We start from the raw sequence: 13,312 nt of genomic DNA, 5'->3' as shown, positions 1-13,312 counted from the left end.
AAGGGTCCGTGCGGACCCTTTTTTAATCTCGTTTTTGGAAGGCTTTCCATTCGCGGAGTTTGCGGATGCTTTGTTGCAGAACTGTTTCTAGAACCACCAATTCCTTTTTTGTTGGTGTGTTTTGCAAAAGCATACGGCGCAGAACTGTGTAGACGTTGATCTTTCTTTGGCGAGTCAGATCAAAACCCATTTCTTCAAGCCACGTTTTCAAGGTCTGATCTGGATCGATACCTTTGATTCCCTGAGGAGCACGACGAAGTTTTCCACCATCCAACTTTGTGCGTTCTCCGCCCCATTTTTTGCGAAGTGAGAACATTCCTAAAAGTGTGGCCTGTGCTAAGTTCAAACTCCAGTTTTCACCAAACGTAGGAAGGCACGCGCAAAAATTCGCATGTTCCAAATCTTCTGCAGCCAATCCCCAATCCTCAGGACCGAAAATCAAGTGGACAACAACGGGGATATCACTCTGTGTTTGAAATTGCGGAGCATGATCGGCGATGTCGGTAAGAACGTCGTCGATATCGCGCACTTGACGGCCTTTGCCATCACGAGCTGTGAAGCAAATCTTAATACTTTCAGGCTCTTTTTCTAAGAACTCATCCCACGTCGCATAGGTTGTGCGATTTTGCAGACCTGTTTGACCGGTTGCTGCCGCTTGCTGAGCTTCATAAGTGATTTCGCAAGCTGGAGCTACAAGAACAAGCTTATCGAAACCCATATTGCTCATCGCACGGGAAGTAGATCCAATATTTCTTTCGTAAATAGTGCGCACTAGAACAATGCGCACCTCAAAGGGACGTTTCATTAAAGGGCTCCCGCCAGGGTAAGGCCGTCGTGAATAAGGCCTTTTGTTTTTTCGTCTTTTTCTGAAAGGCTTGCTAAATCCAATTCCAATTGTTTTTTCAGAGGAGATTGGGGTGCTCTTGCATTGACGATTTCAAGAGCCTCCAGGAACAGGAGCCAATCATTTGGAAAGATCGCACGATGAGCGTCGATAACTTTTTCTAAAGACTTCACCAGCTCGTCACCCGTGATCTTGCTTTCACGAATTTTACGAACGTTGCCGTAGTGATCGTGACGAGTCAGTTCAAAGCCCGAATATTTTGGAATCGGAACGCGTTTGGCAACAAAATCTGAAGTTTCGCCATAGGCTTCCCGATCTGCAGGTCCGCCAAAGACAGAAGTCACAGAAGAGCCAATTGCAATATCAAAAGTGCCCCATTCCGGAGCAAACAACACACGCCCTTTGAATTCCGCTTTCGCATCAGAAAGGGTGACGATCAAAGTTTTTCCGTTTTTAGTCAGACGACTTTGCACTGTTCCGGTCACCACAACGCCGGAAGTGAATTCAAGACGTGTGTTCTTTCCGGGCTCAACATGAAGAGCCGCCCAATCTTTTTCAGTGAAAGTGGACGGGCATTGTTCAGGATGAGCTTTCAAATAGCCGACCGGAGTTCCAAAACCGTGAGCATGATATTTTTTATCATGACCGGAAAGTTCCTGATCTGCATAAGAAAGTTGTGAGGGGCCTTGCAAACGCAGGTAAGCAAGTTTTCCACTGTCATCCGTGATCGCTTCAACGATTTGACCTGAGATTTGAATTCCGGAATTAAGTTCTGCAGTATTCACGGATTGCGCTTGAATGGCTTTTTCTAAACCTTGAAGGCCGCCTAAGCGGAACGCCATCTTCGACGCCATTTCTTCAAGAACTTGAGAAAGGTTTTTGAAGTCAGAAGCAACAAACAATTGAGGTTGTGGCTCTGTGATATCGTAACCCGTTTTAATGCAATCCACAGTGAGAGGAATTTTTTTAACTTTATCGCTTAGGCACCACTTGGATTCGCCAACGCTGGAAAGCAAACCGGCGCCAAAGATTTTTGGATTATCAAGTTTACCGATAAGGCCGTATTCCGCTGTCCACCAGTTCATGCGCGAAAGTTCAGAAGCTTCAGAAATATGGGAAATACTTTTACCCACTTTTTCTAAGGTCACTTCTGCATTTTTAATTTGTTCTGGTGTAGAGCTTGGATTTTCTTTGATGTCCGAAAGTTCACGAATGGCTTCGTACAAATCCAAATCTTCCTTGCTGATGATCGCTTTCTTTGCGATCTGAGCGTACTGACGAAGATATTCAGAAAATTCGGGATGAATTAAAATCGGTGCATGTCCCGCAGCTTCGTGAACGATGTCAGGAGCTGGCGTGTAAAGAAGATGATCAAGACTGCGCATGTCCGAAGCGATCGGCAAAACTCCTAGAGATTGCAACTCCATAAAGGCTGCTGGCGGAATAAATCCGCTCACTGGCAAGGCTCTCCAGCCAAACGCCTGCAGTTTTTTGCTGATGTCATCAATGTGCGGAATGCGTTCGATGTCGATACCGGTTTTTTGCAAACCTTCGACGTAACACTCATGTGCATGTTTAGAAAGAAAAGCTTTGAGTTGGCGCAAGATATAGCGCCACACAGCTTGATCCACAGGAGTATACTTTTCGTAGTGTTGTTCTACGACGTATTTTCTTAAGTGCGGTGGTAAAAAGTCCGTCTCCATGTTGTCTCGCTTACAGTGAAGGATCGTCTTTAGAAAGATAGTTTTGCACGTAATCAGCCACAGCTTTTTCCAAAGGCCATTTCGCTGCACTCATTCCGGCTGCCGACCATTTGTCTGTTTTTGCTTCTGTGAAGTACTGATATTGACCACGAATATTTTCAGGCATTTCAAGCCAGTTGATTTTCATCTCTTTACCCATGGCAGAGAAAACAGAACTTGCAAGATCCAGCCACGTGCGTGGTTTACCAAAGCCCATGTTGTAAATACCGTTGGTCGGTTTTTTCTCCATAAGTTCAGCCATCCAACCGGTGACATCTTTTACGTACACAAAGTCGCGCATGAATTCGCCGTCCTTGTATTTTGGATCGGCTGACTTAAAAAGTCCCAAAGCGCCGTTAGCTTTGATTTGGTTGTAAGCCTTAAACGCTACGCTGGACATCGCTTCTTTGTGGTATTCATTCGGTCCAAAGACGTTGAAGAACTTTAAGCCATACCAGTGCGGCGGAGTTTTCGTTTGTTTCAAAGCCCAACGATCAAAAAGAACTTTGGATTCGCCGTACAAATTAAGCGGACGAAGTTTTTCTGGATCTGTTGTGTCGTCAAAACCAAGTTCACCGGCACCGTAAGTTGCGGCGCTCGAAGCATAGATCATGTCTTTTTTGTGTTCAGCGCACCACTCAAAAATTCTTTGCGTGTAGTAAGTGTTGTTCTCCCAAAGAAACTCTTTGTTGGTTTCTGTCGTCGAAGAACAAGCACCCATGTGGATGATCCACGTAACTTCTTTTTTGGCTTTGTCGGTATTTAAGAAAGCCCAAAGCTCATCTTTCAAAAGGAACTGACTGATTTTTCTTTTGCTCAAAAGATTGCGTTCGGAAAGGCCGACAGAGTCTACGGCAACGATATCGGTATGACCTCTTTGGTTGAGCTCCCACACCATCACACTGCCAATAAAGCCATTTGCACCAGTAACAATAATCATAAAAATCCAGTCCTTCTTAGTCCTTTGAACCTATTACAGGAAGGCCTTTTTCTCAAGGAAAGGGGCAGCAAAAAGGACCTCTGTTGAGGCCCTGTTCAACCCAGAAAAAAATACTGAAAAAGCCCCTCAAAAGGGAACCAATTCGATCTGAGCAGGCACATCCATTGCTCAGGATTGTCACTAGTCGGGAGGCGATGAGTGCTCAGTTCACCACGCATGTTCATATTCTCATTGTTTGTATTGGCCGTGGGGGTCAGTCTGTCCTTGTCACGTTCAAACAGTGGCACTTCCAAGGTTAAGTCCGTTGAGGACTACTGGGCTGAGACGGGGCTCGGCCCAGCTGCCTTGGAAGATCTTCTGCAAGACCAAACGTGTGGAAGCTCCGAGCGTTATTTCTTGGCCTGCACAAACTCCGTTCTCACAATTGCAAATCGTTTTAACTTAAGCCTCAACACCGAGGGAAACTTAGTTCCCGTTCATGAAGCTTTGTCTAGCGACATGAGTTCCGAGAAAAAACAACTTGAGCCCTGGAGAGATTTCTTCGCAAATAACACCGACAAAGCCGTGAAGATCTCTTTCATGAAAGCCTGGAAAGAACTCGAATCTCGTTACATTTCATCTTCGCAAAAATCGATGATGGTGGGTTTGGGTTTGAACGGATTTATCTCTGTGTTTCGTGATCCACATACGTACTTGATGCCGGTTTCTCAGTTTAAAGAAGTCGTTTCAAAAGCCGACAACCGCTCTACAGCTTTGGGAGTGGTGTTGGGACTTTCAGGCGGCCAGTATGTAATTCGCAAAGTGACAGAAGGCAGTCCTGCAAAACTCGCAGGTCTTAAAAAAGGCGACGTTCTTTTAGAGATCAACGGTCACAAGCTCAAAGGTCTTTTGCAGGCGCGCGTGTCGGAGCTTTTAAAAGGCGAAGTGGGTGAGGCAAGCACTCTTTTGGTCAGTCACGACGGGAACGAGAAAAAATATAAACTTCGTCGCACAGAAATCACCGTGGCCACTGTTTCCACACGCGTGATTGACGGTATCAAACCAATCGGCGTTGTCGGTATTAACAAATTCGCCAAAGGTGCCTGTGAAAAAGTAAAAGAGTCTTTGGAGATTGTTAAAAAAGCGCACGTCCGTGGATTGTTGTTAGATCTGCGTGACAACCCAGGCGGGCAGATGGAAGAAGCGGCTTGTATCACAAGCCTGTTTGTCGGATCTGAAAAGAAAATCTTCGAAGTTCGTTATCTCGATCCAGGTAAAAAAGCAGAAGAGTATTTTGGCGGAGAAGAAAAAATTTTTGATCTTCCCGTGGCCGTTCTTATCAACGGCGCCTCTGCAAGTGCTTCTGAAATCGTGGCGGGAGCTTTGCGTGACTTAAATCGCGCGGTTCTTGTTGGCGAAAGAACTTTCGGTAAGGGTTCTTTCCAGGAAGGCGAGTACTGGTCACAAAATAAAAAGATCGCTCTTTTTGAAACCAAAGGATTTTACTATCTGCCGTCAGGGCGCTCTCCACAAATGAAAGGGCTGACTCCTGACGTGACGGTGAGTTTTGATAATATTTGGGTAGGCCGCGAAAACGATCAATTTATCAATCCATTGCGTGCGCCTGAGAAACAAATTCTCAATGCAGGAAAACTCTACTCTTCAGATTCATGTTTGGATATAGAGGAAAGTGCGACGGGCGAAGATCTTCAACTCTCAAAAGCGCGTCAGGTTTTATTCTGTGCAAGCACAGTGGCAAGAGCGGGGCTATGATCACGACAGATTTATTTAAGCATAAATTTATTCCGGCAAAAAAGAAGTCGGACAATTTAATGATTGTTCTGCATGGTCGCGGTGACAGCATTAAGCCGTTTTTCTCTTTTAACGAAGAGCTAAACCTTCCGGAAATGAATTATCTTTTGCTGAACGCTCCTCGTCGCTTTATGGACGGTTACACTTGGTATGGGGAGCCTCCGTTTCAAGGTAAAGGCGTTCTTAAAATTCGCGAAAAACTTTTTGATCTTTTGAATGACTTAGAAAATCAAGGCTGGAAGAGCGAAAAGATTTTCCTCTTTGGATTTTCGCAAGGTTGTTTGATCAGTGCTGATATCGGTCTGAATTATCCAAAAAAATTAGGTGGCATCGTTGGTATCAGCGGCTACTTTAATTTCTACCCTCGTTGGAGAGCAAACCTTTCTCAAGAAGCTCGCCAGACCCCATGGATTTTCACACACGGACACCAGGACGACGTTCTTCCTCTTGAAGAAACTAAATACGGGGTGGATAAACTCAAAGACGCAGGCCTTCGTGTGGATTGGGTTGAAATGGAGAAAGATCATTCTCTTAAAGACGAGGAATATCCTATTATTCGACGTTGGGTCCGCGATCAACTTGCCGATTTAAAATAATTTTTTGTCAGACATGATGGCCATCATATAGAAGTCTCCAACGCCACCCGATACATTGCGTGAATGCAATATAAAGGGAGCTAAATTATGGCAGACACATTCTTTAAATGGGACCAACAGAAGTTATCGACTCATGTTGAGGCAATGGACAACGAACACAAGAAGCTTGTTGATATTATGAACCGCCTTTATGAGCGTCACGAAGCCAAGGCATCAAAGATTGAACTGAACTCGATCATTCGTGAGCTTGCCGCCTGGACAATCACACATTTTGATCATGAAGAGAAATTCTTTGATACTCTTCCTTATTCTCATGCGGCCGTTCACAAAAAGATCCATAAAGATTTGATTGAAAGACTTAAAGGACATCAGGCGGAGTTTGAAAAAACGGGTGTTCTTACTCCGGCGTTCTTTCAGTTTCTTAAGACATGGCTCACAGCACACATTATGGGAATTGATACGAAATACGGAGAGATCGCGGTGAAACAAGCTGGCTAATGAGCTGGCGATTTCAAGAGACTCTTCCATTTTTCAACGACAGCTCCGCTGCTGGCATCGATATCTAGGCGGCTGTCGTTGATTTCAACGGACTCCTTCTCTGGTTTAGGAACGGAAATATAAACTTTTTCGACCTTTTCTGAGACGGTGCCGCCGAAGGCTGGAAGTTTTCTGAGAGAGTTGAATCCCCAAGCGACGATTATCAAAGAAGCGCACACTAATGATGCAATCAAAAATTTTTTCTTCATAACCCCATCCCCATGGATTGGGAATATGCAAAGTCATGCCATGTTCGAAAATAAATTTAGTAATAAAGCGACGTTGAGGGAATAGACATCGCTTACTCTCTAGACAAAATCATCCAAGACATAAGGTCTCTTGGTGAGACAGAAAGATTTCTGAAATTTAAGGTTGAGGTGTTCCCAAGAAGAACACCTAAATAGACTCGCTATGTTCTTCAACGAGGCTTAAGAGTTTCGCATACAGATCCATCTTCACCGCTGGAGTGGCTTGCAGATCACGGTAAAAACGACTGACAGGAACTTCAGGAGCACCGTTGTTCTCAAACACCAAACGATCGACGATCTTCTGAATCTGATCCATTGAAAGACCTTTTTTCTTTTCAGTGATGATCTCTTCAACCATTTCAATCAACGCGTTTCCAGTGATACGTTTATCGGAATTCAGCTTGTCAGCTCGCTCACAAATTCCCTTCAAGATTGTTTCTGGCTTCTGTTTTCCGGCCGCAACCGTGACAAGTTCACGATAAAGTTCCTGGAAGGCCTGAATGTGACGTCTTTGTTTTTCCCCCATGCGAGCGTCGCGAACTTTGGCGAAACCCGAAAGGATTGTTTTAAAAAACACGTTTTCTGTCATCCAACGCTTTTCAAATGGCACTGGACTTTCCATCAAAAAGCGCGGCAATTCACGTAGAATAGAGCGCATATTGTAAAGAGCCGGATGATTGATTCCATCAGCCACTTTTTCACTGCTGCCACTGATTTTAGCGCGTTCAAAGAAAGAAAACTCTTTATCGAAACGTTCAAAAAGATTTTTCTCAGCTAAGATATGACTTCTTTGGCTGGCGTTAAAGCCCATGCGGTACAAAATGCGTTCCGCACGTTTTTCATCAAAAAGCTGATTGAATTTCTCAACCTGAGGATGGCGTGAGAAAACACGCAGTGGTTTTTTCTTTTTAGTTTTTAGATAGTCCACCATTTGCGCAAACACTTGCACGATCAAACGGGCTTTTTGTTTTTGTTCGTTCAGATTTGTTGAGAATCTTTCAACGTCATCATAACGATATTTATCATGGCGAATTCCGAATTGGCGAACGCTGCCGTAGTCAATAATTCCGGCATCCGCTAAAACGTTGTCACCATCCCAGTCAAGCCACGCAAAAATATAATCGATATCCATTTGTGCGGTGAAATCCGCGAACGATTTGCAAACATGAACCAAAAGCTCATCGTATTTTGCGTTGCCCTTCGCTGTGATATCCCACACTTTATTGTCCGTCTGTCTATCGATCAGATAATCTGTCGCGGCTTTCAGGGCTTCATATTTTTCTTGTTTTAAATAAAGGAATAAGTGTGCTGGACGAATCAAATTCGGGGCCGCGCGAACACCGATGCCGTAACCTTTCCCGAGATCAATCACACAAAGAACACGCTCTGTGCGAAGCCCCTGTAGGTGCATAACCTCGGCAAGGATTGAGGCCGCTAAGAGCTCGTCAATTTCCGCTAAACCACAACCATAACCAAACTCAGTGCCCCCGGTTTTTAAAGGCTTCTGTGCTTCGACAGCGCCAGGAGCCAAGCAAGTGACACCCGTACCACGGCTAGACACGTCCCATGTCATGCCACGGTGATAAACAGTGCCATTCCAAATGCCACGGCCATCGCCGGAAGTTTTACCTTGTTTGTTAGCGTGTTGCAGTTGCAAGTAGCGAGTCGCCATATAGCGGTGAGGGCGAATGGTTTCAGGATCAACGCGACGGTGAGTGAGTTCGTCGTATTCATTGATGATTTGCAGAGAGAAAGTTTCAATGAGTTTCTTTTCAAGCTCTTCCGTCATCTGATGAGGATGATCGGGAGCGATCAGACCCATTTCTTTTGCGAGTATGAAGTTGAAGTAGGCGACTTTTCCTGTTTGAAGCTCTCGCACCTTGTACGAGACATAGCCATCCTTAACAGCATCCATCCAAGGGTGAACACCATTGAGTTGATCAAAGGAAGAATAAAAGTTCGACAGTTCCTTGAGCTTTCGAGCGCCGCTATGTTTCATCGTCATGATGCTTCCACACTCCTTGTAGAAAAATGAGACACTCTTCATATCGGCAGGCCAGGCCTGCACTTTAATATTAAGCCCTAAAAAAATTCTTCCGAATACTGGACTGGACAAAATAAGGGGACTTCATGAAGACACCTGGATTTCTGCTTCTAGCGCTACTTTCCACAAGTTCATTTGCCGTTAACAAGGACATTTCCGGCCGTTTGATTCAACCTTCTTTCGCTTCGGCGCCTGCATGTGAAGAGCGTCCGGAGTTCCTTACGGATATTCGTAACGATTTCGTCGGCACCGTGTCTCGCTTGCCAGAAGCAGTTTTGGTGGCAAGAGATGTCGAATATTATATTGAAGGCAAGCATGGGAACGAGGCGGTGAAGCTTTATGGTTATCAGTCTTTCTTACAGCAAACAGCAGCATCGCAAATTCTTTGTGGAAGCGCTCCGCAAGCTGGTAAAGAGCGCTTTTCTTTGCTGGCGCCCACTTTGATCGATACTCGGAAGCAACCAAAAATAGGCCAAAGTCTGTGGCAGTTTCAGCTCATGACGGAAGGAAATAAGTACTCTTTCTGGAATTTAAAGAGCCCTGCCTTAAAAAATAAAACGGATCTAGAGAAGTGGCTGAAAAGTTCCGGCGCTCAATACAAGATCTATCAGCGCTCGCACACGGAGTTTGAACTCATGCTGGTAAAAAAAGAGCGCGAGGTGACTCAATATCTTTCCATTCGCTACGATTCAATTCCGGATATGCGCAATAACTAAAGTACTTGAACGGATAAATTGTATTTTTTAAAAAGAGCCTCCAACTTTTTGGAGGTTTTTAGTTTTTGAACCGCACCGTCGAATTCTTTTTTCGTGAGTTTGCTATGCGGGCTGATGGCGCAGGCAATCGGATACTCTTGCACTAAGAGACGCTGGCGCTTTTCTTCAATTTCAGGATGATTGTTTTTAAAGTAATCGAAAAACACTTCGTCGATCACCACGTAACTTACACGATTGGATAACAATTTTTTTAAGTTTGCCTCGTCGGTGGGTGCGTCTTCGCGCACGAGGGACTTATCTTGAAAGTACGGATTTAAGTTCGGATAAGTGTAATCCAGGGACGTTCCGATGACGACGCCCTTAAACTCATCCAATGATTTCGGCAGAGGAGCCGGGCCAACGATGATCTCGCGTTTTAAAAAAAGCGGGGCCGACCATGTCAGCTTGTCTTTAATAGGACTCCACGCAGGAATCGTATAACAGAAAAAGTCCAACTTGCCTTTCTCTAAATAGACAGGAATGCGCGGTCGAGCCAACGCAAGCACGGAATGCTCTCGTCCTAGGATTTGCGCGAGACTTGAAATGAATTCAGGCAAAATTCCTTGCGGAGTATTTTGATCTAAAAAAAGCAAAGGTGGCGGCAGTGTGATCGGAACGCCCGCGCGCAAGGGAGCCTTGTTCGATGCTTCTGTAAAAACTGGGAATAAAAAGAAAAGGACTAACAGTAAATGCATTATTTAAAGAGTGTAGTAGCAAATCCGCCGTAAGGGGTGCGCAAATTTGTGACTTGTCCCTGATAAATGCGAGCCAACACAAGCTGCAGTCGCCCTTGATAGGCATAACAACGAAGGTCGTATTTGAATTTTTGTTCGCCGTCAGGTGTTGTCAAATTCACTTCCGGTGCCGGTACGTACTCTTGTGCAATCATGTCGGCATTCATGATTTCTTCAAAAGTTTTTTTGCTAACGGAGGCTCCTTTATAAGATTGCTTTGAGCCAAAAGCGTTCTTCGGTTTGAAGAATAATTTCTTTCTTTCCGTCCAAATCTTATCGGCCATTGCCGGGCAGATGTCATAAGAAAGAGGAACCGTTTGGCGAATCAGTTGAAGATCTTCGCCAGCCAGGCCCTGCGACTCCAAGAAGCCGGGAACTCCCCAGTCAATCAAGCGTTGCTTGTCAGCCAAAAGCAGATATTCAAATGGATTAGGCGACAGGCAGACCTCACGATTCAAAAACTTTTCACGCAATGTCTGGCTGCCGGGCTCCGTAAGAAAGAAATCCGTGTAGCGATTGTAGATAAATTCCGGATGGAAATCCTGGAACAGCTCACGGTAATCCTGGATGTGAGAATCCCATCCCCACGATTTGAAAAGTTCGTTGTAAACCAGGAACTCCACAAACAGTCGTTGCTCAGAAGGCGCTTCATCGGTGATGGCGATCTTGAGAGCTTCGGCGACGTTCTTACCCTGCAATCGCAACTCCGTACGAATGCTGTCGCCAATTTCTGCCAGGGAAAAATCCGAAACAGGCCGGGGGTGGCCTTTCATCTGATACATTTGATGGCCTAAAACCAGAAAGGCAGCATTCGTATTGATTTCAATGAGCTTCAAATTTTGATTTTCATCCACGTGAAAATCGTAACTCATCATGATTGATTTATTTCCGGGATCTTTAAGCCCTTTTTCCGCAATAAGCTCTTTGTAGTGATTCAGATAAGAGGGCTTTTCACGCAAGGAAAAAAGCAAAGAAATGATTTTCTGAGCTTGTTCAAGAACGGATTTAGGAAGTTCAATTGCGAACGGTGAAATCAGATTTTCGGCGACAAGATTTTCCAGAGGCTGTTTTTCAAGCTCTGGAAAAGAAGTTCTTAATTGTCGGATGTATTCTGATTTAATGTCGTTCATTATTTTAGCGGCGTGATGTGCTGATCGCCTTTTTTCCAGCCCGCTTGGCAAAGCTCACCGGATTGGCAGCCTTGAAGAACACGCAAAATTTCTTTAGCGTCACGTCCCACAGACGTGTTGTGAATTCCCATGTACTGAAGTTTTTGCTCAGGATCAATGATGAAAGTTCCGCGCGTCGCAATGCCGCGATCTTCGATAAGAACACCATAATCACGGGCCATGCGTTTTGTTAAATCAGCAACCAACGGGTAACCCAAATTACCAAGATCATCGCGCAACCAACGTTTGTGAGAGTGAACAGAGTCCACACTGCAACCAACAACAGAAGCTCCTGCCGCTTCAAAATCGCGTAAATGTTCTCGGAATTGAGTCAGCTCCGTAGGACATACGAATGTGAAGTCCAGTGGGTAGAAAAATAAGATGAGCCATTTTCCTTTATAATCATTCAAAGAGATATCTTTCACTTCACCGGCGTCGAAAACCGCTTGAGCTGAAAAATGAGGTGCGGGCTGGTTAATCATTGGCATGGACACTGTCTCCTTGTATCTGCTATTTATAGATGCCCCCGATAGAGCGGAAACACAAGGAGAAACTGTGAAAATCATCTCTTGGAATGTGAATGGAATTAGAGCTTGTTATAAAAAAGGTCTCATGGATTTTGTGGGAGCGGAGAAGCCTGATATTTTTTGCGTTCAAGAAACAAAAGCTCACATTGATCAAATTGAAGAAGAAGCGCGCAATTTGCGTTGGGAGCACTCTTATTGGTCGTCAGCAAAACGTAAAGGCTATTCAGGCGTCGCGACTTTCACTCATGTGGAACCAAAAAGTGTGCAGTATCATTTCAACGAAATTCCTGATTATGAATCTGAAGGACGTATCGTGATGTCTGATCATGGCGCATTTGATCTTTACAATATTTATTTTCCTAACGGAGGATCAGGAGTTGAGCGTCACAACTTCAAACAACAGTTTTTGAAAGATCTTAATATCCATCTAAAAGAAAAATTGAAAACCGGAAGGCAAGTCATTGTTGTCGGAGACTATAACGTGGCTCACGAAAACATCGACGTTTTTGATCCCGTGGGTTTATCGAAAGAAAGTGGATTTTTGCCGGAAGAACGCGTGTGGATGGATCAGTTTTTGGAATTAGGATTTATCGACACCTTCCGTTATTTTAAACCTACCGAAGCAAAGCGTTACTCATGGTGGGATATGCGCACATTTGGGCGTATTTCAAATCGCGGATGGCGTATTGACTACATTTGTATTTCAAAAGGCCTTGAGAAATATCTGTCTTCAGCAGATATTCTCGAACAAATTGAAGGATCCGATCATTGCCCTGTGGTGGCAACGTTGGATCTGTAAGGAGCCCTTGTGTTTTTTATTCCCTTTCCCTTAGTCATTGCTGAAATCGTGATTTTCTTTTTGGCTGTGCAGGAGTGGGGCTTTCTGAACACGCTAGGTTTTTATCTGCTGCCATGTCTTTTGGGATTTTTTATCGTGGCAACGGTAGGGCGTATGGCCGTGATGACGTTGCAATCAACGGTGATGCGCGGTCAACTTCCAGCGTCGCGCATTTTACACTCAGGCGCGATTTTTCTTTCAGGTCTGTTGTTTTTAATTCCGTCTTTCTTCGCACGCGTATTGGCCTTGATTTTATTTTTGCCGGGTCTTCGTCATATTGCTGTGTGGAGATTTAAAGCTTACATGGCAAAACAAATCGCCAAAGGTTCTGCAAACTTTAACTTCGGTGGTAGCGGTGGACCTTTCGGTTTTGGCATGGGCAATATGGGCGGAGGTTTTCGTTATTACGAATATCGCAATGACGGAACTGGGTTCGATCAAGCGCCCGAAGAGCGTGAGGTTTACGAATCCAACGTCTTGGATGTCACGCCTTTAAAAATTGTTCATGAGAAAAAAGAAGATTCGGGAAACAACGAAGGTTAGAAAA

The 13,312-nt window shown here is 44.6% G+C and carries 14 protein-coding genes; 6 read left to right on the top strand and 8 right to left on the bottom strand.

Annotated features, from left to right (window positions below; all coding sequences use genetic code 11):
- Positions 1–22: 22 nt before the first annotated feature.
- From ACLSSO_RS16930 to rfaD, 3 genes are read right to left on the bottom strand one after another with little or no spacing between them, the layout of a single operon-like run.
- Positions 23–805 (bottom strand): TrmH family RNA methyltransferase, encoded by a 783-nt coding sequence (locus ACLSSO_RS16930; protein ID WP_413943491.1) that lies wholly within the window; start codon positions 803–805, stop codon positions 23–25.
- Positions 805–2,547: an aromatic amino acid hydroxylase gene (locus ACLSSO_RS16925; protein WP_413943490.1), complete on the bottom strand. Its 1,743-nt coding sequence runs from the start codon at positions 2,545–2,547 to the stop codon at positions 805–807. Before ACLSSO_RS16925 ends, ACLSSO_RS16930 begins: the two co-directional genes overlap by 1 nt.
- Positions 2,548–2,557: 10 nt before the next feature.
- Positions 2,558–3,526, bottom strand: coding sequence for an ADP-glyceromanno-heptose 6-epimerase (gene rfaD, locus ACLSSO_RS16920; RefSeq protein WP_295902618.1), 969 nt, complete (start codon positions 3,524–3,526; stop codon positions 2,558–2,560).
- 198 nt (positions 3,527–3,724) lie between these two features.
- Between rfaD and ACLSSO_RS16915 the strand changes: the two genes are divergently transcribed.
- The 3 genes from ACLSSO_RS16915 to ACLSSO_RS16905 all read left to right on the top strand — a co-directional run bounded on the left by ACLSSO_RS16915 (position 3,725) and on the right by ACLSSO_RS16905 (position 6,411).
- Complete coding sequence (locus ACLSSO_RS16915) at positions 3,725–5,278, top strand: S41 family peptidase (protein ID WP_413943489.1); 1,554 nt, start codon at positions 3,725–3,727, stop codon at positions 5,276–5,278.
- Positions 5,275–5,913: an alpha/beta hydrolase gene (locus ACLSSO_RS16910; protein WP_295904578.1), complete on the top strand. Its 639-nt coding sequence runs from the start codon at positions 5,275–5,277 to the stop codon at positions 5,911–5,913. Before ACLSSO_RS16915 ends, ACLSSO_RS16910 begins: the two co-directional genes overlap by 4 nt.
- An 87-nt stretch (positions 5,914–6,000) precedes the next feature.
- Complete coding sequence (locus tag ACLSSO_RS16905) at positions 6,001–6,411, top strand: bacteriohemerythrin (RefSeq protein ID WP_295904580.1); 411 nt, start codon at positions 6,001–6,003, stop codon at positions 6,409–6,411.
- Here the strand turns inward: ACLSSO_RS16905 and ACLSSO_RS16900 are convergent.
- Positions 6,408–6,659, bottom strand: coding sequence for a hypothetical protein (locus tag ACLSSO_RS16900; protein WP_295904583.1), 252 nt, complete (start codon positions 6,657–6,659; stop codon positions 6,408–6,410). The genes ACLSSO_RS16905 and ACLSSO_RS16900 overlap by 4 nt on opposite strands.
- A 187-nt stretch (positions 6,660–6,846) precedes the next feature.
- Complete coding sequence (locus ACLSSO_RS16895) at positions 6,847–8,703, bottom strand: hypothetical protein (RefSeq protein ID WP_413943488.1); 1,857 nt, start codon at positions 8,701–8,703, stop codon at positions 6,847–6,849.
- Between the two features lie 125 nt (positions 8,704–8,828).
- Here ACLSSO_RS16895 and ACLSSO_RS16890 point away from each other — a divergent pair, with 125 nt between their 5' ends.
- Entirely contained in the window at positions 8,829–9,458 is a 630-nt protein-coding gene (locus ACLSSO_RS16890) for a hypothetical protein (RefSeq protein WP_295904590.1), read from the top strand.
- Here the strand turns inward: ACLSSO_RS16890 and ACLSSO_RS16885 are convergent.
- From ACLSSO_RS16885 to ACLSSO_RS16875, 3 genes are all read right to left on the bottom strand, one after another.
- Positions 9,455–10,126, bottom strand: a complete 672-nt coding sequence (locus ACLSSO_RS16885; protein WP_295904593.1) for a substrate-binding periplasmic protein — start codon at positions 10,124–10,126, stop codon at positions 9,455–9,457. The two genes, ACLSSO_RS16890 and ACLSSO_RS16885, sit on opposite strands and share 4 nt — an antisense overlap.
- A gap of 65 nt (positions 10,127–10,191) precedes the next feature.
- Positions 10,192–11,361 (bottom strand): hypothetical protein, encoded by a 1,170-nt coding sequence (locus ACLSSO_RS16880; RefSeq protein WP_413943487.1) that lies wholly within the window; start codon positions 11,359–11,361, stop codon positions 10,192–10,194.
- Positions 11,361–11,888, bottom strand: a complete 528-nt coding sequence (locus ACLSSO_RS16875; RefSeq protein WP_295904598.1) for a peroxiredoxin — start codon at positions 11,886–11,888, stop codon at positions 11,361–11,363. Before ACLSSO_RS16875 ends, ACLSSO_RS16880 begins: the two co-directional genes overlap by 1 nt.
- Positions 11,889–11,955: 67 nt before the next feature.
- Here ACLSSO_RS16875 and ACLSSO_RS16870 point away from each other — a divergent pair, with 67 nt between their 5' ends.
- Both ACLSSO_RS16870 and ACLSSO_RS16865 read left to right on the top strand, forming a co-directional pair.
- Positions 11,956–12,726 (top strand): exodeoxyribonuclease III, encoded by a 771-nt coding sequence (locus ACLSSO_RS16870; RefSeq protein ID WP_295904599.1) that lies wholly within the window; start codon positions 11,956–11,958, stop codon positions 12,724–12,726.
- A gap of 9 nt (positions 12,727–12,735) precedes the next feature.
- Positions 12,736–13,308, top strand: coding sequence for an FxsA family protein (locus tag ACLSSO_RS16865; RefSeq protein ID WP_295904602.1), 573 nt, complete (start codon positions 12,736–12,738; stop codon positions 13,306–13,308).
- Positions 13,309–13,312 lie beyond the last annotated feature (4 nt).

Source organism: Bdellovibrio sp. HCB-162, assembly GCF_047344985.1.
Lineage (GTDB): Bacteria > Bdellovibrionota > Bdellovibrionia > Bdellovibrionales > Bdellovibrionaceae > Bdellovibrio.
This window is presented reverse-complemented; position numbering and strand designations above follow the sequence as displayed.